The organism is Amycolatopsis nivea (genome assembly GCF_004522235.1).
GTDB classification, from domain to species: Bacteria; Actinomycetota; Actinomycetes; order Mycobacteriales; family Pseudonocardiaceae; genus Amycolatopsis; species Amycolatopsis nivea.
The window spans coordinates 23,189-44,980 of the sequence record NZ_SDLT01000011.1; the positions used below are offsets into that span (position 1 = coordinate 23,189).

Annotated in this window: 23 protein-coding genes; 14 read left to right on the plus strand and 9 right to left on the minus strand. The window is 69.2% G+C overall.

All coding sequences use genetic code 11. The annotated features are described in order from the left end of the window. Nucleotides 1-50 precede the first annotated feature (50 nt). Nucleotides 51-1,523: a helix-turn-helix domain-containing protein gene (locus EIZ44_RS15215; protein ID WP_240691308.1), complete on the plus strand. Its 1,473-nt coding sequence runs from the start codon at nucleotides 51-53 to the stop codon at nucleotides 1,521-1,523. Between the two features lie 3 nt (nucleotides 1,524-1,526). Here the strand turns inward: EIZ44_RS15215 and EIZ44_RS15220 are convergent, their stop codons facing one another. The 3 genes from EIZ44_RS15220 to EIZ44_RS15230 all read right to left on the minus strand — a co-directional run bounded on the left by EIZ44_RS15220 (nucleotide 1,527) and on the right by EIZ44_RS15230 (nucleotide 4,063). Further along, complete coding sequence (locus EIZ44_RS15220) at nucleotides 1,527-2,438, minus strand: NAD-dependent epimerase/dehydratase family protein (RefSeq protein WP_037811239.1); 912 nt, start codon at nucleotides 2,436-2,438, stop codon at nucleotides 1,527-1,529. A gap of 24 nt (nucleotides 2,439-2,462) precedes the next feature. Continuing rightward, nucleotides 2,463-3,332 (minus strand): YwqG family protein, encoded by an 870-nt coding sequence (locus tag EIZ44_RS15225; RefSeq protein WP_037811171.1) that lies wholly within the window; start codon nucleotides 3,330-3,332, stop codon nucleotides 2,463-2,465. Nucleotides 3,333-3,418: 86 nt separating this feature from the next. Further along, complete coding sequence (locus EIZ44_RS15230; RefSeq protein WP_037811170.1) at nucleotides 3,419-4,063, minus strand: lytic polysaccharide monooxygenase auxiliary activity family 9 protein; 645 nt, start codon at nucleotides 4,061-4,063, stop codon at nucleotides 3,419-3,421. Nucleotides 4,064-4,221: 158 nt separating this feature from the next. On the opposite strand from EIZ44_RS15230, the gene EIZ44_RS15235 reads away from it, so the two are divergent. From EIZ44_RS15235 to EIZ44_RS15260, 6 genes are all read left to right on the plus strand, one after another. Next, on the plus strand, nucleotides 4,222-5,007 hold the full coding sequence (locus tag EIZ44_RS15235) for an SGNH/GDSL hydrolase family protein (protein WP_134729222.1): 786 nt from the start codon (nucleotides 4,222-4,224) through the stop codon (nucleotides 5,005-5,007). Next, nucleotides 5,004-5,573 carry a TetR/AcrR family transcriptional regulator gene (locus EIZ44_RS15240; RefSeq protein ID WP_009083495.1) on the plus strand — a complete coding sequence of 190 codons (570 nt, stop codon included), beginning with the start codon at nucleotides 5,004-5,006 and terminating at the stop codon, nucleotides 5,571-5,573. Before EIZ44_RS15235 ends, EIZ44_RS15240 begins: the two co-directional genes overlap by 4 nt. A 214-nt stretch (nucleotides 5,574-5,787) precedes the next feature. Then, nucleotides 5,788-6,930, plus strand: coding sequence for a sensor histidine kinase (locus EIZ44_RS15245; protein WP_134665406.1), 1,143 nt, complete (start codon nucleotides 5,788-5,790; stop codon nucleotides 6,928-6,930). Beyond that, entirely contained in the window at nucleotides 6,927-7,577 is a 651-nt protein-coding gene (locus EIZ44_RS15250) for a response regulator (RefSeq protein WP_134665115.1), read from the plus strand. Before EIZ44_RS15245 ends, EIZ44_RS15250 begins: the two co-directional genes overlap by 4 nt. A 230-nt stretch (nucleotides 7,578-7,807) precedes the next feature. Then, nucleotides 7,808-8,539, plus strand: a complete 732-nt coding sequence (locus tag EIZ44_RS15255; protein WP_037811165.1) for a DUF2786 domain-containing protein — start codon at nucleotides 7,808-7,810, stop codon at nucleotides 8,537-8,539. A gap of 13 nt (nucleotides 8,540-8,552) precedes the next feature. After that, nucleotides 8,553-9,257 carry a GNAT family N-acetyltransferase gene (locus tag EIZ44_RS15260; RefSeq protein WP_134729224.1) on the plus strand — a complete coding sequence of 235 codons (705 nt, stop codon included), beginning with the start codon at nucleotides 8,553-8,555 and terminating at the stop codon, nucleotides 9,255-9,257. Here EIZ44_RS15260 and EIZ44_RS15265 read toward each other — a convergent pair whose 3' ends face one another. Further along, nucleotides 9,258-10,187, minus strand: coding sequence for a LysR family transcriptional regulator (locus EIZ44_RS15265; RefSeq protein WP_134729226.1), 930 nt, complete (start codon nucleotides 10,185-10,187; stop codon nucleotides 9,258-9,260). Between the two features lie 203 nt (nucleotides 10,188-10,390). Between EIZ44_RS15265 and EIZ44_RS15270 the strand changes: the two genes are divergently transcribed. Beyond that, entirely contained in the window at nucleotides 10,391-12,079 is a 1,689-nt protein-coding gene (locus EIZ44_RS15270) for a 2-isopropylmalate synthase (RefSeq protein WP_134729228.1), read from the plus strand. A 37-nt stretch (nucleotides 12,080-12,116) separates the two neighbouring features. Here EIZ44_RS15270 and EIZ44_RS15275 read toward each other — a convergent pair whose 3' ends face one another. After that, complete coding sequence (locus EIZ44_RS15275; RefSeq protein ID WP_043832501.1) at nucleotides 12,117-12,764, minus strand: response regulator; 648 nt, start codon at nucleotides 12,762-12,764, stop codon at nucleotides 12,117-12,119. 11 nt (nucleotides 12,765-12,775) lie between these two features. Beyond that, a complete protein-coding gene (locus EIZ44_RS15280) occupies nucleotides 12,776-14,107 on the minus strand; it encodes a sensor histidine kinase (protein ID WP_134729230.1) in 1,332 nt (443 codons plus the stop codon). A gap of 133 nt (nucleotides 14,108-14,240) precedes the next feature. On the opposite strand from EIZ44_RS15280, the gene EIZ44_RS15285 reads away from it, so the two are divergent. Beyond that, nucleotides 14,241-15,416, plus strand: a complete 1,176-nt coding sequence (locus tag EIZ44_RS15285; RefSeq protein WP_134729232.1) for an MFS transporter — start codon at nucleotides 14,241-14,243, stop codon at nucleotides 15,414-15,416. Here EIZ44_RS15285 and EIZ44_RS15290 read toward each other — a convergent pair. Then, nucleotides 15,369-16,283 (minus strand): polysaccharide deacetylase family protein, encoded by a 915-nt coding sequence (locus tag EIZ44_RS15290; RefSeq protein ID WP_134729234.1) that lies wholly within the window; start codon nucleotides 16,281-16,283, stop codon nucleotides 15,369-15,371. The genes EIZ44_RS15285 and EIZ44_RS15290 overlap by 48 nt on opposite strands. 55 nt (nucleotides 16,284-16,338) lie before the next feature. Here EIZ44_RS15290 and EIZ44_RS15295 point away from each other — a divergent pair, with 55 nt between their 5' ends. Genes EIZ44_RS15295 through EIZ44_RS15305 form a run of 3 tightly spaced genes read left to right on the plus strand, consistent with a single transcriptional unit; the run spans nucleotide 16,339 to nucleotide 19,031 of the window. Continuing rightward, nucleotides 16,339-17,133 (plus strand): IclR family transcriptional regulator, encoded by a 795-nt coding sequence (locus EIZ44_RS15295; protein WP_205673159.1) that lies wholly within the window; start codon nucleotides 16,339-16,341, stop codon nucleotides 17,131-17,133. 45 nt (nucleotides 17,134-17,178) lie between these two features. Further along, nucleotides 17,179-18,249 (plus strand): NADH:flavin oxidoreductase/NADH oxidase, encoded by a 1,071-nt coding sequence (locus EIZ44_RS15300; protein ID WP_134729236.1) that lies wholly within the window; start codon nucleotides 17,179-17,181, stop codon nucleotides 18,247-18,249. An 11-nt stretch (nucleotides 18,250-18,260) separates the two neighbouring features. After that, nucleotides 18,261-19,031, plus strand: a complete 771-nt coding sequence (locus EIZ44_RS15305; protein ID WP_134729238.1) for an alpha/beta fold hydrolase — start codon at nucleotides 18,261-18,263, stop codon at nucleotides 19,029-19,031. Here the strand turns inward: EIZ44_RS15305 and EIZ44_RS15310 are convergent. Both EIZ44_RS15310 and EIZ44_RS15315 read right to left on the minus strand, forming a co-directional pair. After that, a complete protein-coding gene (locus EIZ44_RS15310; protein WP_240691309.1) occupies nucleotides 19,028-19,759 on the minus strand; it encodes an SDR family NAD(P)-dependent oxidoreductase in 732 nt (243 codons plus the stop codon). The two genes, EIZ44_RS15305 and EIZ44_RS15310, sit on opposite strands and share 4 nt — an antisense overlap. Next, nucleotides 19,756-20,073, minus strand: a complete 318-nt coding sequence (locus tag EIZ44_RS15315; protein ID WP_037811156.1) for a hypothetical protein — start codon at nucleotides 20,071-20,073, stop codon at nucleotides 19,756-19,758. Before EIZ44_RS15315 ends, EIZ44_RS15310 begins: the two co-directional genes overlap by 4 nt. A gap of 70 nt (nucleotides 20,074-20,143) precedes the next feature. Between EIZ44_RS15315 and EIZ44_RS15320 the strand changes: the two genes are divergently transcribed. Together EIZ44_RS15320 and EIZ44_RS15325 are read left to right on the plus strand one after the other, a co-directional pair. After that, nucleotides 20,144-20,977 carry a LysR family transcriptional regulator gene (locus EIZ44_RS15320; protein ID WP_037811154.1) on the plus strand — a complete coding sequence of 278 codons (834 nt, stop codon included), beginning with the start codon at nucleotides 20,144-20,146 and terminating at the stop codon, nucleotides 20,975-20,977. 197 nt (nucleotides 20,978-21,174) lie between these two features. After that, complete coding sequence (locus EIZ44_RS15325; protein ID WP_205673166.1) at nucleotides 21,175-21,714, plus strand: helix-turn-helix domain-containing protein; 540 nt, start codon at nucleotides 21,175-21,177, stop codon at nucleotides 21,712-21,714. Nucleotides 21,715-21,792: the final 78 nt, after the last annotated feature.

The window sequence follows — 21,792 nt, forward strand, 5'->3', positions numbered from 1 at the left end:
CGTTGCGCCGACGTTGCAGCCTTGTGACCAGGGTCTCTACTCTCGTTGACGTGGCAGAGGCGCCCGAACCCGACCTGTTGCGCGATCCGGAGTCGTACGCGCGGCTGCTCCGGCATGTCCGCGAGGCGGTGCTGTCCGGGTCCACCTCGCCGCGTTCGCCGCGCTCGGTGGTGTCGGCGTCGTGGGAACGCTCGCTGGCCGCGCGCGTCGACCCGGACGCCGGCGAGGCCCCGCTGATCTGCGAGGCGGACGAGCTCTCCGACCTGCGCGCGGAACATCCGCTGGCCCCGGTGCTGCCGCTGTTGCGCGAGATGCTGGTGAGCATCGCCGACGACGCCGAGCACATGATGATCGTGACCGACGCGAACGGGCTCATCCTGTGGCGGGAGGGCGCGACCGGCGTGCTGCTGCGCGCGGACCAGGTCGCGCTCACCGAGGGCACGCGGTGGAGCGAAGAGGCGATCGGCACGAACGCGATGGGCACCACGCTCGCGACCGGGCAGCCGGTGCAGATCTACTCCGCCGAACACCTCGTCCGCCGCTATCACACGTGGACCTGCGCGGCGGCCCCCGTACGCGATCCGGACACCGGCGCGTTGCTCGGCTCGATCGACGTCAGCGGACCTCTGCGCACGGTGCATCCGGCGATGTTGTCGCTGGTCACGGCCACCGCGCAGCTCGCCGAGGGGCGGTTGCGAGCGCAGCTGGCGGTCCGCGACGAGAAGGTGCGGCGGGCGAACATGCCGCACCTGGCGTCGTTGCGCGGACGCCCCGGCGCGCTCCTTTCAGCGGGCGGACGGGTGCTGGCCGCCGAAGCGTGCACCCTTCCGTCCACTGTGGAGGTACGGAAAGGCGGCGGCACCGTGACGCTCCCGGACGGCCGGATCGCCACCGTCGACCCGCTCGACGACGGCTACCTCCTGCGGATCGCCACGTCCGGCTCCGCGACCCGGCGGAAGTTGTCGCTCGAGTACCTCACCGATGGCCCTGGATCGACCACTGTGGACGGTCGGGACATCCCGTTCACCCTGCGGCACGCCGAATTGCTGACTCTGCTTGCGCTTCAGCCGCGCGGTTTGTCGGCGGAGAAGCTGGCGCTGCAGCTGTACGGCGAGACCGGCAATCCGGTGACCGTGCGCGCCGAGATCCACCGGTTGCGCACCCAGCTCGGCACCGGGGTGTTGCAGACGCGCCCGTACCGCCTCGCGGCCACGGTGGACGCGGATTTCCTGCGCGCCAAAGCAGCTCTGCGCGCCGGGGACGCCGCGGCGGCGGTCCGGTCGTTCCAGGGCCCGCTGCTCGCGGAGTCGGAATCGCCCGCGATCCTGGAGGAACGCGAGTCGATCAGCGCGCAGGTCCGGCAGCTCGCGTTGAACAGCCGGGACGCGGACACGTTGTGGGCGTTCTGGGAAACCTCCTGTGGTGCCGATGATCTGGCGATCCTGGACGCGCTGGCCTCGGTGCTCGAACCGTCGGATCCGCGGTTGGCGGCGGTGCGGACGCATCGGGCCCGGCTGGGTTGATTCTTACCGTGCCACAGCAGTCTCCCTGATCGCCTCGTCCACCGGAGCCGGGTAATTCAGCTCCAAATACAACTCCCGCAGCAACAAGCCGTCCATGTGCTGCACCGTCAGCCCCGGCTGTTTTCCGCTCAGCCCGTTGAGAAATCCGCCGAGCTTGAACGCACCGCGCACCGGCCAGGAGGGCATGGGCCGGACCCGGCGCGGTCGTCCCGCTGCTGCCGCCAGCCGGGCGAACATGTCCGCCCACTGGAGATTTTCCTCTGCTACCGGGACATCCGCGCCGGATGCTTGCTCCAGCGCGTCCACCGTCGCGACGCCAACGCCGCGCGCACTCGTCGCCGCGGTCCCGCCGGGAGGCGCGAAGAGCGGCGAGTTGGAACGGACCCACTTGACGATCGGCACCGACCACTGCGGCACCCGGTCCTCCGCAACGCCGAAGACAAACGGCACCTCGATCACCGCCACCGGCAACCCCGGCCCAGCCGTTTCGCGCGCGACGCGGGCCTGCTCCAGCCGACTACGCACGTACGGATGCTTCGCGGCCAACCCCCACTCAGGGTGTACGCGGTCGAAGTACGTGTAGTACGACCCGAGCACCGCCGCGCGCGTACAGCCTGCTTCGCGCGCCGCGCGCAACAACGCGGCGACAGGCGCGACGTTGCCCGCGCGCAGCCGAGGCTCGACCGGTCCGCGGCCGACCGCACGGTCGTCCATGCCACCGCCGAAGACGACACCGTCGTGTCCGTCGAGCGCTTCGCGCAACTCCGCGTGCGAAGCCTTCGAGACGTCGAGCGTCCGGTCGATGCCTGCACGCGCCGTCCGCGCGACGGCGGTCGTTTCGTGCCCGCGGTTCCGCAGTTCGTCGAGCACATGCTGGCCCAGCAGTCCGCTGCCGCCCACCACCAAGATCTTCATGGTCCGTTCCATTCGGGCTTGTCGTCAGCCGCACTGCATCAAGCAGCGGGCAGCGTCGAACCGGCCTGCCTTCAAATCGTCCGGCCGGATGAGCCAGTACAACATTCCGACGTCGCCCCACATCATGTCGGTTTCCTCGGCGCTGTCGAACTGGGCGAGCAGCACCCAGCGGGCCGCTTCCTCCTTGTGCCGCGGATCTTCCCACCCGCCCTCGAGCACTTCCGCCGCGATCTCGTTCTCCACGGCACCCTGGACTGGTGCGGCAAGGCCGCCGACCTGATGCCGCCGCGTGCCCTGGGCGACTTCCCACGTCATCTCCCCGAACACATCGGTGCCTGACCGCCCAGGACCGAGGACCGTCTTGACCGCTTCGGCCAGAGACTCTCCGCTCGCGATCGTGGTGTGGTCCAGCAGGAAGTGCTCTCGTTCCGGCGCGGTGGCCACGATTTCCGCGAAAACGTCCCGGCGCGGGTACGGATCGAGGCCGGACGGGGGCGTCCGTTCGGCGACGGGAGTGCCTGCGGGCACGAAGAGCACTCGGTACCCGTCGGCATCGCGGGGCAGATCGTGCTGGTAGCGATCGGGGGTGTAGCGGCCGTCGAAGCAGAAGAACAACAGCGTTCCGGCCTCCGGCAGCGGGATGGTCACGAACTCGCGCGGCAGCGTCGCGCAGTCCACCGCGGCGACGAACGTCAGCGGCCCATGGTCCGCCCAGGCAGGCCATTCCACCGCTTCCGGCAACGCCGGGTTTCCGCCGAGCTGCCCCACCCGTGGACCGGTGCCGCGGGACACCAGCCGGATTCCGGGTTGAAACAGCTCGATCCATTTCGCCGCCACCTCAGCGGGCAGCCGATCCTGAGCGAGAGCGCTGAGTCGATCTTTCCATGCCGTCACTCCGTCATGATGGCGCGGCACACCGACAAAAACGCTCGAGCAGCTTGCCCGGCAGAGGTCTTCGCTGCCCCTGCCGGGCCCCGCGATCAGCGGAAGATCACGTCCGAGCAGGAGTAGAAGGCCTCGCCGGAATCGGGCCAATGGCGTTGCCAGATCGAGTAAATCAAGTGCCGGCCGGTGCGCCCGCCGGGGATGTTCGCCTGGAGCTGGTAGGCGTTGCCCGCGATCGGCGGGTTGTCCTGCTTGTAGAACGGGGTGTCTTCGAGGTCGGACCACTTGAGCGGTTTCGTCGGGTCGTAGCCCGGCTTGGTGACGTACAGCTCGAAGGTGCCCTCGTGCGCGGCGGTCAGCTGGTACTGGAAGGTGTACGGGCCGCTGCTCGGCAACGTGGTCGCCGGCCAGTCGTCGCGGGCGAGGTCGAGCCCCTTGTACTTGTCCCGGCCGGCGCTGCACAGCTTGCCGTCCGGAATGATCTCGCGGCTGCGGCCGCTGGCGTCGCCGATGTTGACCTCGTCCCAGTCGTAGATCGGCCAGCTGTCGCCGACCGCGATGGCGGCCTTGCACGCGGCGGACTGCGGATTCTCCGGACCCTCCTGGAAACACTGCATGATCCGGCTGATCGGGTTGCCCATCGAACCGTGCGCGAGTGCGGGGACGGCGGTGAACACCGAAACCGTCCCGAGCACGGCGGTCAGTATCCCGACTTTGACGGCGGAGCGGGAAAACTTCATCGCGGGTTCCTCTCATGAGAGGTCTAGACCAAACCCACGGTAAGGGCGCGGCAGCGGCGCGCTGTAGACCCGAAAGTCGGGCGCCCCCGAGGTAGACACCGTCTACCTACTTTGATAGACAGTGTCTACAAGATGAACCAGGGGTTACGGAGAGCGGAATGGGTTTCCACACGTTCGTCGCCGTCGGCGACAGCTGCGCGGAGGGGCTGGACGATCCCTACCCGGATCACAGCCGGTACCGCGGCTGGGCGGATTACGTCGCCGGGCGGCTCGCGCGCGACGAAACCGCGTTTCGCTACGCCAATCTCGCCGTTCGCGGGCGGCGGCTGGACCAGATCGCCGCGGAGCAGCTGCCCGCGGCCGAGCGGCACGAACCGGATCTGATCGCGTTGTTCGGCGGCGGCAATGACGTGATGAGCCGCGGCTGGGACGCTCGCACGGTCGCTCGGCGCGTCGACGCCGCCATCCGGCAGTGCACCCAGATCGCGCCCACCGTCGTCACCTTCACCTTGAGCGACATCGCGCATCGCATGCCGCTCGGCGGGCGGATGCGACCGCGCGTCACCGCGCTCAACGACGCCATCCGCGAGGCTTCAGTCAGTTATGGCGCGAAGCTCGTCGACCTGTGGCCGGACCAGGCCGCGCACGATTCGCGCTACTTCGGGCCGGACCGGCTGCACCTGTCGCAGGCCGGGCATCTGCGCGTCGCCGGCCACGTACTCGACCGGCTCGGCGTCGCGCACGACGGCAGCTGGCTGCGGCCGCTTCCCGGCGCTCCGGCGCAGGGCAGCGCGATCGCCGACCTGCGCTGGCTGTGGCAGGAGGTGCTGCCGGTCGGGATCACGCGGCTGCGCAACCGGCTCACCGGCCGGTCCCCTGGCGACGGCTTCCTGCCGAAGCGTCCGGAGCTGCTGCCGGTGGCCTTCTCCGAAGCTCAGGTATGAGCGCGCGACAGCGGTTGATCCGCACCGCAGCGGATCTGCTCGTCGGCTCCGGCGTCGAGGCCGTGACGTTGCGCGGTATCGCGAAGGCGGCAGGCGTGTCGCACGGTGCACCGCTTCGCCACTTCTCGGGACGCGCGGAGTTGCTGTCCGCCGTAGCGACGCTTGGCTTCACACAGCTGCTCCATCGCGGCGCACAGTTGCCCGACGGCACCCCGCGCGAACGCGTCACGGCCGCCTGTCACGCGTACGTCGACTTCGCGGTGGCGAACCCCGCCATGTTCGAGCTGATGTTCCGTCGCGACCTCATCGACCCGGAGGAGCCAGGGCTGGTCGCGGCCAGCAGCGCCGTCTTCGACACCTTCGCCGAACTAGTGCGGCTCGACCGCGCCGAAGCGGACGACGATCGACTGCGTCCGGGTACGGATCCTCGGCTGGTCGCGGCGTCGCTGTGGGCCGCGTTGCACGGTCTCGCGCAGCTGTGGTTGTGGGGCGGGCTGGCCGGAGCCAGCTTCGCGCCTTCGCCGGAATCGGCGTTGGCGGTGACGCTCGACGCGTATCTGGGGTGAAGCTCAGCGGAGAGCCCGGAATCCTCCCCACCCCTGGCTCTCCGCCGAACAGCGGGAATGGATGACCATTCAAAAACGACCGTAACCGCTCGATCGCGTCCGCGGAATCCGCCCTTCGCCGCAGCCTCGGGTAAACCCTGGCGGTAGGCGGCCTGCCGCGATCGCGGTACGGAATTGGGAAACCGCCGGTCAGGCAGGTAGTTTCGGGCGCGTGATGCGGATCCTGCGGGCGCGGCCGCTGTGCACGGATTCGCTGCTGGCAGCCGCGGTCGGACTATTCCTGTTTGCCGGAGCGGCGGTCCACCACGGCTCCCTCGGCGACCGGCCGGGGCTGTTCGGGCTGCTGCTCGCCGCGGCGGGCGCGGCACCGCTGGTGATCCGCCGGCGCTACCCGATCACCGTGCTGCTCGCGGTGACCCTGCTGGTCGGCGCGTTCGCACTGGCCGGGTACCGCGCGACGCTCGGCCGTCCTGACCTGCTGATCGCCGCGTACACCGTGTGGGCGCGCTATCCGGTTCGGCAAGCCTGGCCGCCGTCGCTGTTCGCGGTGGCCGGCTTCGAGGTCACGATGCTCGTCGGCGACAGTTCGAATCCGATCGGCGACACGGTGATCGCGGTGCTGCAAGCGTCCGCGACCGTCCTTATTGGACACTCGGTCTACCTCCGCGGGCTCGCCCTGCACGCGACCGCGGAACGGGCCGACCGCGCCGAACTGGCGGTCGTCGAGGAGCGGCTGCGCATCGCCCGCGAACTGCACGACGTTGTCTCGCACCATCTGTCGGTGATCTCCGTGCAGGCCAACCTCGCGCGGTACGTCTTCGAGTCCGCGCCGGACACCGCACGCGGCGCGCTCGACACGATCACCGGCACGACCACCGAGGCGCTGGACGAACTCCGCCGCCTGCTCAGCGTGCTGCGGCCGCCGCACCACGAGCCGGGCGAATACCGTCCACAGCCGGGTCTCGAAGAGCTTCCCTCGCTGGTCAGCCGGGTCCGCGAGGCCGGGCTGACCGTGCGGATGCGGGTCGCCGGAACGCCGCGGACGTTGCCGTCGGGGCAGCAGCTGTGCGCGTACCGGGTCGCGCAGGAAGCGCTGACGAACGTCTTGAAGCACGCGCCGGAATCTTTCGCGACGCTGGACGTCGAGTACCTGTCCGACGCACTGCGGCTGAGCGTCGCCGACTCCGGCGGCGGACCGCGCACCGACGGCAATCCCGCCGGTCACGGCCTCGTCGGCATGCGGGAACGGGCGCGTATGTACGGTGGCGAGATCGAAATCGGGCCTCGCGAACCGGCGGGGTTCGAGGTGGTGCTGACCCTCCCGTACTCGGACCGGACCGGCGGAGAACCGAAGTGACCAGTGTGCTCGTGGTGGACGACCAGGATCTCGTCCGCGCTGGCCTCGTCGCGCTGCTCAACGCCGCGCCGGGCGTCGAGGTCGTCGGCGAGGCGCGCGACGGGATCGAGGCCGTGCACGAGGCGGCGCGACTGCGGCCCGAGGTGATCCTGATGGACATCCGGCTGCCCGGTCTCGACGGCGTGTCGGCCACCGCCCGCATCCTCGCCGGGCCGGACCACCCGCGCGTACTGATCCTGACCGTCTTCGACCTCGACGAATACGTGTACCGCGCGCTGCGGGCCGGCGCGGCCGGATTCCTGCTGAAGGACAGCCCGCCGGAGACGCTGATCTCCGGCATCCAGGCGGTGGCGCGCGGGGACATGCTGTTCGGCCCGACGATCACGCGGCGGCTGGTCGAGGCTTACACGAGCGCGCCGCCCGCGGAGCCCGCGCCGGAACTGAGCGGGCTGACCGAACGCGAGCGCGAGGTGCTCCGGCTGGTCGGCACGGGAATGCCGAACGCGGAGATCGCGGCCCGGCTGCTGGTCAGCGAGGCGACGGTGAAGACGCACCTCAACCGGCTGATGCCCAAACTCGGCATCTCCAGCCGGGCGCAGGCGGTCGTCGTCGCTTACGAAACCGGGTTGGTGCGGCCAGGACGGTAGCCGAATTCGCGGCGCAGCACGCGTTCTCCCCGGCTTTCGTCCCTCCAATGTGGACAGTAATCCTCGGCTGACAGCCGCGACCAGGCCGTTCGGACCCGAGCCGACCACGGCTGCGACGAACCGGGCGCCCAGTGTCACTCCCGAACATCTGATCGAATATTGTCGTACCCCACGCCTACCGTGCACCCCATGCCGGTCCGCACGGGCCGCGCCTGCTGGAGAGGGGGGTCATGCCCGACCACGACACGTTGCTGGAGCGCGTGCGGAAGCTGCTGGCCAAGGCCGAGGACCCGGCCGTCACGCCCGCCGAAGCCGAGCTGTACAACACCAAAGCGGCGCAGCTGATCGCGCGGCACGGGATCGACAACGCGATGCTCGCCGCGTCCGGGCAAAGCGGCGACGACATCACGGTGCTGAAGCTGCCGATCTCCAATCCGTACAGCCGTGACAAAGCCAGCCTGCTCACCAGCATCGCGTACCCGTTGCGCTGCCGGACCTTGCTGCACCGGGTCGGCCAAGGGGTCGAAGAGGTCACCGTGTTCGGCTTCCGCACCGACCTCGCGCGGGTCGAGCTGCTGTTCACCAGCCTGTTGCTGCAGGCGAGCACGCAGCTCACGCGGGTGCGGCCGGAGGAACGGGTGTTCCGCGAATCGCTGGCGGCGTACCGGCGGACGTGGCTGCACGGTTTCGCGCGCGCGGTGCACGAACGGCTGACCGCGGCGGAAGAAAACGCCGCGCGGACGTACTCCGATGTCGCCGGCGGGAAGTCGGCGGAACTGGTGGTGCGGGACCGGACGGCGCTGGTGCAGCAGGCCTTCGACCGCGAGTACGGCGACCTGCGCTCGGCGGCCCCGCGACGGTTGTCGGGGTCCGGATACCGGGAGGGGCACCGGGCCGGGACCCGGGCGAATCTCGACCCGGCGGCGCTGGGAAGGCGGCGGTCAGCGCTTCCGGTGCGCTGACCTGGAGGGCGTCGTGCTCCGCATCGAAGACCTCGCCGCCCGGCCGGAGCTGCGCGTTCCCGCGCTCCAGCTGGGATTCGTCGGCGGGGAGTTCCTCGGCCAGGGCCTCACCGCCGGGCTGGCGAGCTCGAGGCGGATCGCCCCGGAGTTCTTCCTGGTCCTCCTCGACGACGACGTACCGGTAGCGCGAGCGGCGGCGATTCCCGTCGCCTTCCCCACCCCAGAGCGAACTGAACTGCCCGACCACGGCTGGGACGGTGCTCTCGTCTGGGCCGCCGAAGACCACCTCGACGGACGGGCACCCACCACGCTGGTCGCGCTGGAGGTGTACGTCGCGGAATCCGCGCGCGGGCAAGGGATTGCCGCCCAAGCGCTCGTGGAGTTGCAGAACCGGGCGCGCCGGGCTGGGCTTTCCCGGCTGGTCGTGCCGGTGCGGCCCACCGGAAAACCGCCCTTGGAGTCCATTGTGGACTATCTCGGCCGAGGCACCGATCCCTGGCTGCGCAGTCACGAGCGGCTGGGCGCGAAGTTCCGGAAGATCGCGCCGTTCGCGATGACCGTCACCGGCACGCTCGCGCAGTGGGAGCAGTGGACCGGCATCCGGCTCGAAGACGGACACACCGTCGTGCCCGGCGGAATCGCCCCGGTGCTGGCGTCGACGGAACAGGATCTGGGCGTGTACGTCGAGCCGAACGTCTGGTACGAGCACCCGCTCTGACTACGCCTGCTCCCAGCCAGGCAGCCAAACCCCGTCCCCGGGTTCCTGCCCGGTCACCAGGTGATCGCGCAGTTTCCGCACGTCCGGATGCGCGGGCTCGCGCCGCCACAGCAGCGACATCGGGTACACCGGCGTCGGGTCGACCACCAGCACGCGGCGGAGGTCGTACTCGTCCGGCCAGAAGTAGCGCGAACCAGCGCCCACGAACGTCGCCAGGTCAGGCGAGGTCGCCAGTTCGTCCAGCATCGTTTCGTTGCCGAAGACCGGGCCGGACACATCGATGGTCAGGTCGAACGCCTCGGCCAGCTCCGCGTAGTACGCGCCCCATTCCATGCTCGCCGACAGCCCCGGCATCCAGATCCGATGGCCGGCGAGTTTCGCGATCGGCACTGACGGCAGGTCGGCGAACGGATGGCGCGGGCCGACGAGCAGCTCGTGCGCGTCGTAGTCCACCACCCCGCTCGTCACGCCGCCCGGCAGGTCGTGCTTCGGGACCCCGCGGAACGCCGCGTCGACCGAACCGGCCGCGACCGCGGCGACGGCGGCGTCGAAGCTCAACTCGGCGCCGGTGGTCACGATCTCCAGCTCCACCTCCGGGAACGCCCGGTGGAAGCTCAGTGCCAGCTGCGCCGACTTGGTCCGCCGGTTCAGCACGTCCACTCGCAACGGCCGCTGCTCCGGGCGCACCGCGGCGAGCGCGCTTTTCTCGGCGTCGAGCAGCACCCGGGCGTGCGGCAGGAACGCCTCGCCATCGCTGCTCAACCGAGCCCCGCGCGCGGTGCGGGTGAACAACTGCACCCCTAGTTCGCGTTCCAGCGCGCCGACGCGTTTGGACACTGCTTGCTGCGTGATCCCCAGCTCCGCGGCCGCTTCCTGGAACTGCCCTCCGTCCACGACGGCGACGAAGGTCCGCACGAATTCCAGCTCCACGGACCAATCCTAAGCGCTCGCGCCGCCCGCCGCGGCGAGTTGCCCCGACCCCGCTACTTGTCTGAGGAGTCGTGCTACGCTCCGCCTCGATGTTCACGCGCTTCCTTCTCCTTCGCCGCCACGGCGGGGCCTGACCGGACCGGCCCCCCGCCGTGGGGCAAGCACGCGCGCCGGTCGGCTCCCGACCACTTGAAGGACCGCAGATGAACACCGTTTGGAACCGGCAGCGACCCTCTCGCATGCCGTCGTACCGCTACCGCGACGTCTACCAGCGCGTCGACGTCCCCAACACCGGCCGCGCCTGGCCCGGCAACCGGATCACGCAAGCCCCGCTCTGGGTGCCGGTCGACCTGCGCGACGGCAACCAGGCGCTGGCCGAACCGATGGACCCGGCGCGCAAACGCCGGTTCTTCGAGCTGATGATCAGCATGGGGTACAAGGAAATCGAGGTCGGCTACCCGTCCGCTTCGCAGACCGACTACGACTTCGTCCGGCTGCTCGCGGACACCGACCTGGCCCCGGAAGACGTCACCATCGTCGTGTTCACCCCTGCGCGGCGCGACCTGATCGAGCGCACCGTGGAGTCCGTCCGCGGCATCCGCAACGACGTCGTGATCCACCTGTACACCGCCACCGCGCCGACCTGGCGCACAGTGGTCCTCGGCCACGATCGAGCGTCGCTGAAAGAACTGATCCTCGACGGTGCCCACGACGTTCTGCGCGCGGCCGGCGACCGGCCGAACATCCGCTTCGAGTTCTCCCCCGAGGTCTTCAACCTCACCGAACCCGACTACGTCCTGGAAGTCTGCGACGCGGTCACCGAAACCTGGCAGGCGAGCCCGGACCGTCCGGTGATCCTGAATCTTCCGGCGACCGTCGAGATCGCGACGCCCAATGTGTACGCCGACCAGATCGAATACATGCACCGCAACCTCGCGCGCCGCGATTCGGTGATCCTGTCCGTGCACCCGCACAACGACCGCGGCACCGGCGTCGCCTGCGCCGAACTCGCCGTGCTGGCCGGGGCCAAGCGCGTCGAGGGCTGCATTTTCGGCAACGGCGAGCGCACCGGGAACGTCGACCTGGCGACGCTCGCGCTGAACCTGCACGCACAGGGCGTCGACCCGATGATCGACTTCTCGGACATCGACGAGATCCGCCGCACCGTCGAGTACTGCAACCGGATCGAGGTCCACGCGCGGCATCCGTACGTCGGCGACCTCGTGCACACCGCGTTCAGCGGCACCCACCAGGACGCGATCAAGAAGGGGTTCGCCGAACATCACGCACGCGCCGCGGAAACCGGTGTGCCCGCCCGCGAACTGGACTGGCGCGTCCCGTACCTGCCGATCGACCCGGCCGACCTCGGCCGCGACTACGCCGCCGTGATCCGGGTGAACTCGCAGTCCGGCAAGGGCGGAATCGCCTATCTGCTGGAAAACGAGTACGGCATCACGCTGCCGCGGCGGCTGCAGATCGACTTCGCGCGCCGCGTCCAAGGCCACACCGACGGCTCCGGACACGAGGTGACCGCGACCGAACTGTGGCAACTCTTCGAAGCCGCCTACCTCCAGCCGAACCCGGTAATCACGTTGTCCCGCTTCGAAAACTCAGCCGACGAGCACACCAGCATCACCCTGCGCGTCGACGGGATCGAGCACACCAGCACGCACACCGGAACCGGTCCGGTCGAAGCGCTCACCGCGGCGCTCGGCGAGCACGGGCGGAAGGTGGACATCGTGGCCTTGCACCAGACGAGCATCGGCTCCGGCAACGACAGCGAAGCGTTGACGCTGCTGGAATATCGCACTGACAGCGGTACACAATGGACAGCCGGGCGCGACCGTTCGATGCTCGCGGCCAGCCTCACCGCAGTGGTGAACGCGGCCTAAGCTCAGCGGTGCGAGCGCAACCTGCGCTCGCACCGCCTCAGCCGTTACCGCGAAGAAAGGCCAGCACCGCCAGCACCCGCCGGTTCCCGTCGTCCGTCGGCGGGAGGTCGAGTTTCGACAGGATGCTTCCGACGTGCTTGCCCACCGCGGCGTCGGACACCACCAGCCGCCGGGCGATCGACGCGTTCGAGTGCCCCTCGGCGATCAGCGACAGGACTTCCCGTTCCCGCGCCGACAGCCGGGCGAGCGGGTCGGCCCGGCGGCGCAGCAACTGGCGCACCACCTGCGGATCCACCGCCGTTCCGCCGTCGACGACCTGGCGCAGCGTGGCGACGAATTCCTCGACGTCGACCACCCGGTCCTTCAGCAGGTAGCCGACGCCGCGTCCTTCGGCGGAGTCGAGCAGTTCGGCCGCGTGGTGGTGTTCGACGTATTGGCTCAGCACCACCACAGCCAGCTCCGGCCGCGTGCGCCGCAGTTCGACCGCGGCGCGCAGGCCCTCGTCGGAATGGCCGGGCGGCATCCGGATGTCGGTGAGCACCAGGTCCGGACCGTGCTCGCGCACCGCGGCGTGCAACCCCTCGGCATCACCGACCGCGGCGACGACCTCGAACCCGAACCGCTCCAGCAACCCGCACAATCCCTCGCGCAGCAGCACCTCGTCTTCGGCGAGGACGACCCGCATCGACTCTCCCCTCAGCACGGCAGCTCCACTCGCACGACGGTCGGCCCGCCGACCGGACTGCGCACCCACATCCGGCCGCCCAGCACGGCGACCCGGTCGCTCAACCCGGTGATCCCCGTGCCGCGCGACGGCTCAGCACCGCCCGCTCCGTTGTCCCATACCTCAATGGTAAGCACCCGACCGACAATTCCGGCGGTCACCGAGGCGCAACTGGCCGCGGAATGCTTGGCGACGTTGGTCAGCGACTCGGCCACCACGAAGTACGCCGTGGACTCCACCGACTCCGGCAACCGCACCGGCACCGACACGTCCACGGTGACCGGCACCGCGCATCCGTCGGCGAGCTCCTCCAACGCGGCAGGCAAGCCGAGTTCAGCGAGCGCGCGCGGATGGATTCCGTTGATCAGCTCGCGCAGCTCGACCATCAGCTTCTTGGCCTGGTCATGTGCGTCCGACACGGCCTTCGCTGCTGCGGAATCCGGCGGCAGATCGACCTTCGCGAGCCCGAGCTGCAGACTCAGCCCGACCAGCCGCTGCTGCGCGCCGTCGTGCAGATCGCGTTCGATGCGCTTGCGTTCCGCGTCGAACGCCGACAGCAGCCGGGTCCGCGATTGCGACACCTCGGTCAGCTCGCCGCGGAGCTTCTCGGCGGCCCCGTCGGTGAGCAGCGAACGCGCCAGCATCGCGTGCAGGCCAGCGAACCCGGACAGCAGATAGCCGGACAGAACGAGCAGCACCACCCCAGCCAACGCGTACGGCACCGCCCCGCCAGGGGTGGATACCTCAGTGAAGCCAACAGAAATCGTGTCGTTCTCGTTGACGAGCAGCGGACTCGCCACCAGAACCACCGCGAACAACGCGACCATGCCGGCCACCGAGTACAGCGCGGGAATCGCGGTGCACAACAGCACCGCGTACCCGAGTTCACGCCACGCCGCCGGTTCGGTGTAGCGCGTCCGCATTCGGGGCCACCAGCCCGGTTCACTGATCGGTCCAAACGGGACGGTCACCGGGTTGAGGTCGACCATACGCAACCGCTGCCGTTCGACCCCGGCGACCACCGCCGCCCACGCTGGACCCGCGCTCAGGAACAGCAGCATGCCGAACACCGAGAACGCCGCGACGAGCCCCAGATCGGAGGTCTGTCCATGCACGACCCGGCTGACCAGCACCGCGAGCGGCAGCAGGCAGAACCCGAACGGAAGGCCGAACAGCAGCGTCATCGGGCCGGTGCTGAGCCCGTACAGCAGCGCCCGCCACGGCCAGGAGGAGATCAGGAATGTCCGATGCGACAAAGCATCCAGCACAGTACGCGGTTTCGCGGTTGTCGAGACGGTAGCCACGAGATCCAGATTAGCCAGCGTGCTGCCTGGTTTCGATCAGCTTGCCCGTAGTCTCGAAGGTAGGGCTAGGCATACCCGGCACGCGGTCCTGGGCCTTGACTTCAAGTTAAGTTGAAGTTCTACCTTCGGCGTCGTGACCGAAACGACTGACGCCGGAGTGCGGCGCCCACCGAGATCTCTGCTGGCGACGCTGCTCGGCGTCAGCACCATGACCATCATGGCCAGTGCCACGATCACACCCGCGTTGCCAGGCATGCAGCAGCACTTCGCCGCGGAACCGCACGCGGAGCTTCTCGTCCGGCTGGTGCTGACGTTGCCGGGTCTGGCGATCATGGTCTCCGCGCCGGTGCTCGCCAAGCTGAGTGGCCGGACCGGACGCGTGCCGCTGCTGCTCGCCTGCCTCGCCCTCTACACCGTCGGCGGCGGGTCCGGCCTGTTGCTGGACTCGCTCCCCGCACTGCTCGTCGGACGGGCCGTGCTCGGCATCGGCATCGCCGGGATCATGACCACGTCCACCGCGCTGATCGCCGACCACCATGACCCCGAGGAACACGGCCGCGTGCTCGGATTGCAAGGCGCGGCAATGGGTTTCGGCGGCGTCGTGGCGCTGCTGCTCGGCGGCTTGCTGGCCGCGCTGGACTGGCGCGGGCCGTTCGCCATTTACCTGCTCGCGATTCCGATGCTGGTGCTCGTGCTGCGATTCGTGCCGGACGCGCCCGTCCAGCCGACCGATCCGGCGGACACCACCACGGCCGCGTCGCCGTGGCAGCCAAGGCTGCTCGGGTTGTACGCGCTGATCTTCATCGGCGTCGTGGTCTTCTACACCGTTCCGACACAGGCACCGTTCTGGCTGGCCGAAGTCGGCGGCGCCGGACCGGCGGTCGCGGGAGCCTTGATCGCCGCGGTCAATCTGGTGATGACCTTGGTGGGCCTGAACTTCCGCCGGCTGCGGGCCCGTTGGTCCTTCCCCGCGCTGGCCATCGCGATGTTCGCCGCGTTCGCCGTCGGACTGGTCGTTCTCGGTACCGCGAGTGCATTGTGGACGGCCGCGCTGGGCATGGTCGTGGTCGGACTTGGCGTGGGGCTGCAGAACCCGACCGTGAACGGCTGGCTGGTTTCCACCGCGTCCCCCGGGGTACGGACCAGGTCGCTGGGGTTGCTGACCTCTGCGTTGTTTCTCGGTCAGTTCTCATCGCCGCTGATCGCGCAGCCGGTGATCGACGCCGTCGGGATGGGCACGACGTTTGTTCTGGCTGGAGCGTTAGCCGCGGCCGTCGGGATTGTCGTGGTTGTCATCCATCGGCGATGACACGTAGTCGACGACCTGCGCGTGCGTAGCGAACCAAACCCCGTCGTGCGAAGCGATGTGCTCCAGCAGCTCGGTGAGAATCGTGATGCGGGAACGATGTCCGATGATGTGCGGGTGCATGGTGAGTTGGAAAAGGCCGCCCTCGGCCAAGGCGAGGTCGAACTCGTCGCGCCAGATCGGCAGCACTTCCCGCGGCGGGGTGTACGGACGCTGCGAGCCGAAGCGGTTCATCGTGAAGTACGGCGCGTCGTCGCGGATCCATTCCACCGGAAGTTCGACGATGCCGGTCGGTTCGCCATCGGCGAGGATCTCGTAGCAGTCGTTGTCCGCCATCAACGAGGAGTCGTAGGCGAGGCCCAGTTCGCGGATGATCGCGAGCGAGCTTTCGGAGAAGTCCCACGACGGCGTGCGGATGCCGACCGGACGCGTGCCGGTGAGCCGCTCCAGCGTGTCGGCGGCCCGGAAGGTGAGGTCACGTTCAGCGGTGGGCGGCAGTTGGGCGTTGCTTTCGTGGATCCAGCCGTGCAACGCGACCTCGTGCCCATCGTCCACATAGGACTGTGCCTCGCCGTCGTGCAGCAACGCCGACACCGCGGGCATGAAGAACGTCGACGGCACCCCGAACCGCTCAAGCAGCTTCAACACCCGCGGCACGCCGACCCGCGAGCCGTACTCCCCTTGCGAGAGCTTGCCCGGCAGCACGTGGCCGTCGCGCAACGAGATCGTCTCGTGGTCGGAGTCGAACGACAACGCCACGGCCACCCGCGCCCCGCCCGGCCAGGAGTCCGGCCGCAGCGGCCGCCCGGCACGCACGCGCTCGACGTGACCCCGCCAGGTTTGCTCGCTCCACTGCCACGGTTCGGTCATGCTTCCTCCCCTGCGCCGCGAAGCTCCATCGTATCGCTGTGCCACGATGAGGCACATGCACGACGAAGAGCCCGAGAAGCCGGCCAGCGGGGTCCGGACGATGAACAGCGTCCTCAGCACGCTGCGAGTCTTCGAGGAAGTCGCCCAGCGACAGCCCATCGGCGTCTCGGAGCTGGCGCGGTGCACGGAGATCCCCAAGAGCACCGTGCAGCGTGGGCTGATCACGCTTCAGCAGGCAGGATGGTTGAAAGTCGTGGACGCCGAACGCTCGCGCTGGGGTGTCGCGCCGCGCGTGCTGGCGCTCGGTCTGCGCGACTGCGGGAAGCCGGACCTCAAGGAGCTGGCCGACCCGGTCGTCAAACGGCTCGCCGCGGAGACGAACGAGACCGTCATGCTGGCCGAACGCGACGGCGACAACCTCGTCGTCATCGCCACTCAGCACACTGACCAGGTCGTGCGGGTCGTGCTGGATGTCGGCACGCGTGTCCCGCTGCTGGCCACCTCCGGCGGCACGGCGATCATGGCGCGGCTCGACGAATCCGAGGTCGAGGAGCTGTTCACCCACGAACTTCCCGAGTTCGCCCAGAACCCGGCACCGGATTTCGTCGCCCTCCGCCGCGACATCGCCCTGACCGCGAAGCGTGGGTACGCGCTCAACGGGTCCTCGTCGTGGTACCGCCCGCAGGTGTCGTCGATCGGCGCGGCCATCACGGACCCGGCCGGACGGCCAGTGGCGACGATCACCCTCGCGATTCCCGACACGCGCTACACCCGCGCCCAGGAGAAGACCTTTGCGCCGCTGGTCGTGGCGGCAGCAGCCGAGGTCAGCCGCCTGCTCGCCGAAAGCTGACACGACGCGTGCCGCATTGCGGAATGACGCGTACCGTTTTGTGGCATGAGTGAGTTCCCGGAGACGACCCCGTTGCGCTTGCGCGACGTCATCTTCCGCAACCGCGTCTGGATGTCCCCGATGGCGCAGTACGCGGCGGGCCCGGACGGGCTGCCGACCGAATGGCATCTGGCGCACTACGGCCCCCGCGCGATCGGCGGCGTCGGGCTGGTCATGGTCGAGGCCACCGCGATCAGCCCGGACAACCGGTGCACCGCGGCCGACCTCGGGCTTTGGAACGAGGAACAGGCGCTCGCGCACCGGAAGCTGACCTCGTTCGTCGCCGGCCACGGTGCGGTGCCCGCGGTGCAGCTGAACGCCGTCGGCCGCAAGGGGTCGCACCAGGTCCCGTGGGTCGGCGACGGGCAGAACGGACCGGTGCCGGTCGCCGACGGCGGCTGGGAGCTGATCGCGCCGTCGGCGATCCCGTTCGGCGACCTGGCGATGCCCCGCCCGGCCACCGCGGCCGACCTGGACCAGGTCGTCGAGGACTTCGCGCACGCCACCCGGATGGCCGAACTGGCCGGTTACCAGGCTGTCGAAATCCATGCCTCGCACGGCTATCTGCTGCACCAGTTCCTGTCGCCGCTGTCCAATCAGCGCACCGACGAGTATGGCGGGAGCCCGCGGAACCGGATGCGCTTCCCGCTGCGCGTGGCCCGCGCCGTCCGAGAGGCGTTCCCGCAGGACAAACCGGTGTTCGTCCGCATCACCGCCACCGACTGGGTCGAGGACAGCATCGCGCTCGACGACGCCGCGGAGTTCGCCAAGGAACTGGCGGCGATCGGGATCGACCTGCTCGACGTGACCTCCGGCGTGCTCGTGCGCGATCGAGGCGCCCGGCCGCCGAACCGGGAAGGCGTGAACGTCGAGTTCGCCGCCGCGCTCAAGGAAGCGTCCGGGCTGGCGGTCGCGCCGGTCGGCCAGATCACGGACTTGGCGGCCGCGGGCCAGATCATCCGCGAGGGCAAGGCCGATGCCGTGCTGATGGGCCGTTCGCTGCTGCGCGACCCGTACCTCGCCCTGCGCAACCAGTCCAAAGACGCCTGGCCCGTCCGCTACCACCGCGCTTTCTGAGGAACTACCCCGTGAATCACGAAACTACCCGCCCCGACGGCACGAGAATCCATTACACCGCAACCGGTTCCACCGACGGGCCCGCGCTGACGCTCATCCACGGCTGGGGCTGCGACCGCGGGGACTTCGACGCGATCGTCAAGCACCTCCCGCCCGAGATCCGCGTGCTGGCCGTCGACCTCGCCGAACACGGCGACTCACGGTCGTCTCGCGACACGTGGACCATCGAGGAATTTGCTCGCGACGTAGCCGCTGTGCTGGCCGCCGAGTCGGTCGAATCCACTGTCGTAGCCGGGCATTCGCTTGGCGGAGCGGTCGCGGTCGAGACCGCCCGGCTGCTTCCGGACACGGTCACCCGGGTGATCGCGCTCGATGCGTTGCACTACTTGGGCTTGTTCCCCGCGCAGAGCGAGGAGGACGTCCAAGCGTTGCTGCAGCAGTTCCGCGAGGACTTCACCGGTGCGATGCGCGGGATGGTCGAAGCCGGTTCGCCAGAAGGCACCGATCCGTCCTTAGTGGACTCGTATGTCAAGAAGATGGGCTCCGTACGTCAGCCCGCCGGTCTGCACGCGCTCGAAGGCCTCGCACGCTGGGACATGGACGCGGCGCTGCGCGAGATCGCCCAGCCGGTCGTGCTGTACGCCGTGCGCTCGATCATCGCCAAGGAGGCGATCGACCGCTACGGCGACCGGATCCGGATCGAACTGGTCGACCTCGGCAGCCACCACTTCCCCGTCGAATCCCCGGCGGAAACCGCCAAGCTCCTGGCCGACGAACTCTAGGCCCGTCGCCCGCCATCGACGGACAACGTCGTGCCGGTGATGTACGACGCGGCGTCCGAACAAAGCCAGACCACGGCCGCGGCGGCTTCCTCCGGAGTCGCCAGCCTGCCGAGCGGAGTGATCGCTTCCTGCCGGGCGATCATGCCGGGGTCGCCAGCCCACTTGTCGAACCCCGGCGTCCGCGTCGGACCCGGGCACACCGCGTTGACGCGGATGCCGTCCGCCGCGTAGTCGACCGCCGCGACCTTGGTCAGGCCCACAACCCCGTGCTTCGACGCGACGTAAGCCGGCGCGTTCGGGATCGCGTACAACCCGCCGTTGGACGCGACGTTCACGATCGCGCCGCCCTTCAGATGCGGCAGCTCGTACTTCATGCAGAGGAAGGTTCCGGACAGATTCACCTGCACGACGCGCTCGAACTCGGCGAGCGTCAGCTGGTCGACGCGCTTGTGCGACGACAACCCGGCGTTGTTCACCGCGAAGTCGAGCCCGCCGTACGCCTCGACCGTCTGCTTCACCGCGGCCTGTACTGAAGACTCGTCGCCGATGTCGACCTGGACGGCCAGCGCTTCCCCGCCGTCCTTCTTGATCAACTCGACCGTCTCGGCAGCGGCTGCCGTGTCGATGTCCAGCACGGCCACCGCTGCCCCGGTGCGCGCGAACTCGATCGCCGCCACCCGGCCGATCCCGCTGCCCGCCCCGGTGACAAGCCCGCGTCGCCGGCTCACGACAGCGACTCGTGGTTCGCCCAGGCCACGCGGTACGAATGCCGCGCCTGCCACTTCTCGATCACCTCGTGCAGTTCGGGCGCGGTGAAGCTCCTGGCCAGCGTGTCGAGGTCGGCGAGGGTGACTTGGACGATCGCCGTCGCGATCAGCGCCGGGATGGCTTCTTCCCCGGGGATCGGCAGGTGGCGGCGAGTTTCGACCGACTCGGCGAACCCGGTCGCCAGCATGGCCTGTTTGATATCGCTGAGGTACTGATCCAGCTCGCCATCGGGTAGCGGCTGGTCGAACGAAACAATCATCGTGTGCGTGATCATGCTTCAAGTTTTGCCCGGGTTCCGGCTGGACGTCCAAGACCGATTCGCTATTTGGCGATAACCTGGAGGCATGGCTGAACTGGAGACGCGCGAACTCGAGTACTTCCTGGCAGTCGCCAGCGAGCTGCACTTCGGGCGGGCCGCGGTACGGCTGTCGATCGCCCAGCCGGCGCTCTCGAAGGCGATCCAACGCATCGAAACCCGGCTCGGCGTGCAGTTGTTCGCCCGCTCGAGCCGCCACGTCGAACTGACCGCGGCCGGCGAGGCGCTCCAGGAACACGGACGGCACGCGCTCAACGCGGTCAGCGCCGCCGCCCGCAACGCCCGCCGCGCCGGCGAAAGCCACCTGCGCCTGGTGCTCAAACCGGGCGGCGACGCGGGACTGCTGTCCGGAATCCTCGCCGAATACTCCCACCATCCCGACGCCCACCAGGTCGACATCCTCTTCAGCGGCCCCGCCGACCGCGCCGACTTCCTCCTCAGCGGCCGCGCGGACGTCGGCCTCCTGTTCGTCCCGTTCGACGACCTGACCGGGCTTGCCCACGAAACCCTCCACGCCGAGGATCGCGTCGCCATCGTCCCGAGCACGCACCGGCTGGCTCAGCAGCCGTCGGTCCGGCTGTCCGATTTGGACGGAGAAACGCTGCCGTCGTGGAAAGGCGTGCCCGGCGTCGAGGGGACCGGCCCGGAGGTGGCCGACGTGGTCCAGCTGCTGCACCTCATCTCGCTGGAACGGATGGTCGGCGTACTGCCGCGGTCGCTCGTCGACCAGGTCCCGCCGGGCGTGGTCTGCGTGCCGATCGCGGACGCTCCGCCCAGTCAGCTGGTGCTCGCGTGGAACGAGCAGGACCGGCGGCCGCAGGTGGCTTCGTTCGTGAACGCGGCGCTGGATTCGGTCCGTTGACCCGCGGTTGAAGACCAGGCGCGCCGCCCCGAACACCGCAGCCCCCACGACCGCGGGTGCGGGGACGGCTGCCTGCCCGGTCACCCGCACCACGCTAGGGCGACCGAACCGGCGAAACATCCGTCCCCGGTCGATCGCGGGTAGCCGTTGGTCTAATTGCGTTCAATCCCGCGGCCAGGAGTGTCATGCTGGCTGGCGTGGAGGACACCATCGCAGCGGTCGGACCCCGGCTCCGCCACTTCCGGCGGCAACGCAACCGCACCCTGGACGAACTGTCGAACGCGACCGGCATCTCGATCAGCACCCTCTCCCGTCTCGAATCCGGCCAGCGCAAGGCCACCCTCGAACTGCTGCTGCCCATCGCCCGGGCGCACCGGGTCCCGCTGGACGAACTGGTCGGCACCGCCCCGCTGCAGCCGGTCACGCGCAGCGACCGGACCGTCGTGCCGCTCACCCAGCAGCCCGGGCAGTTCCAGTCGCTCAAGATGATCTTCGACGCCGCCCAGTGCGAACCCGACCCGCGCACGCATCCCGGACACGAGTGGTTCTGCGTGCTCAGCGGCAAGGGCAGGCTCGTGCTCGGCGACCACGACGTCGTCCTCAAAGCAGGCGAGGTCGCCGAATTCGACACCCGGATCCCGCATTGGTTCGGCAGCACCGGCGAGGGCCCGGTCGAAATCCTCAGCATGTTCGGCAAGCAGGGCGAGCGCATCCGCGTCCGCGCGAAGACCCGCTGACTACTCCACTTGGCGGTATAACCCCGGGCGTACGGGAAAACCTATGCCCGCACTGAGCTGCGCTTATCGGAACACACC

Bases quoted from the DNA above. Each gene is read 5' to 3' on its own strand.
- EIZ44_RS15230 (WP_037811170.1), bottom strand. From the start codon at position 4,063: ATGAAGTTTTCCCGCTCCGCCGTCAAAGTCGGGATACTGACCGCCGTG.
- EIZ44_RS15235 (WP_134729222.1), top strand. From the start codon at position 4,222: ATGGGTTTCCACACGTTCGTCGCCGTCGGCGACAGCTGCGCGGAGGGG.
- EIZ44_RS15270 (WP_134729228.1), top strand. From the start codon at position 10,391: ATGAACACCGTTTGGAACCGGCAGCGACCCTCTCGCATGCCGTCGTAC.
- EIZ44_RS15295 (WP_205673159.1), top strand. From the start codon at position 16,339: ATGCACGACGAAGAGCCCGAGAAGCCGGCCAGCGGGGTCCGGACGATG.
- EIZ44_RS15300 (WP_134729236.1), top strand. From the start codon at position 17,179: ATGAGTGAGTTCCCGGAGACGACCCCGTTGCGCTTGCGCGACGTCATC.
- EIZ44_RS15290 (WP_134729234.1), bottom strand. From the start codon at position 16,283: ATGACCGAACCGTGGCAGTGGAGCGAGCAAACCTGGCGGGGTCACGTC.
- EIZ44_RS15320 (WP_037811154.1), top strand. From the start codon at position 20,144: ATGGCTGAACTGGAGACGCGCGAACTCGAGTACTTCCTGGCAGTCGCC.
- EIZ44_RS15220 (WP_037811239.1), bottom strand. From the start codon at position 2,438: ATGAAGATCTTGGTGGTGGGCGGCAGCGGACTGCTGGGCCAGCATGTG.
- EIZ44_RS15240 (WP_009083495.1), top strand. From the start codon at position 5,004: ATGAGCGCGCGACAGCGGTTGATCCGCACCGCAGCGGATCTGCTCGTC.
- EIZ44_RS15315 (WP_037811156.1), bottom strand. From the start codon at position 20,073: ATGATCACGCACACGATGATTGTTTCGTTCGACCAGCCGCTACCCGAT.
- EIZ44_RS15245 (WP_134665406.1), top strand. From the start codon at position 5,788: ATGCGGATCCTGCGGGCGCGGCCGCTGTGCACGGATTCGCTGCTGGCA.
- EIZ44_RS15275 (WP_043832501.1), bottom strand. From the start codon at position 12,764: ATGCGGGTCGTCCTCGCCGAAGACGAGGTGCTGCTGCGCGAGGGATTG.
- EIZ44_RS15255 (WP_037811165.1), top strand. From the start codon at position 7,808: ATGCCCGACCACGACACGTTGCTGGAGCGCGTGCGGAAGCTGCTGGCC.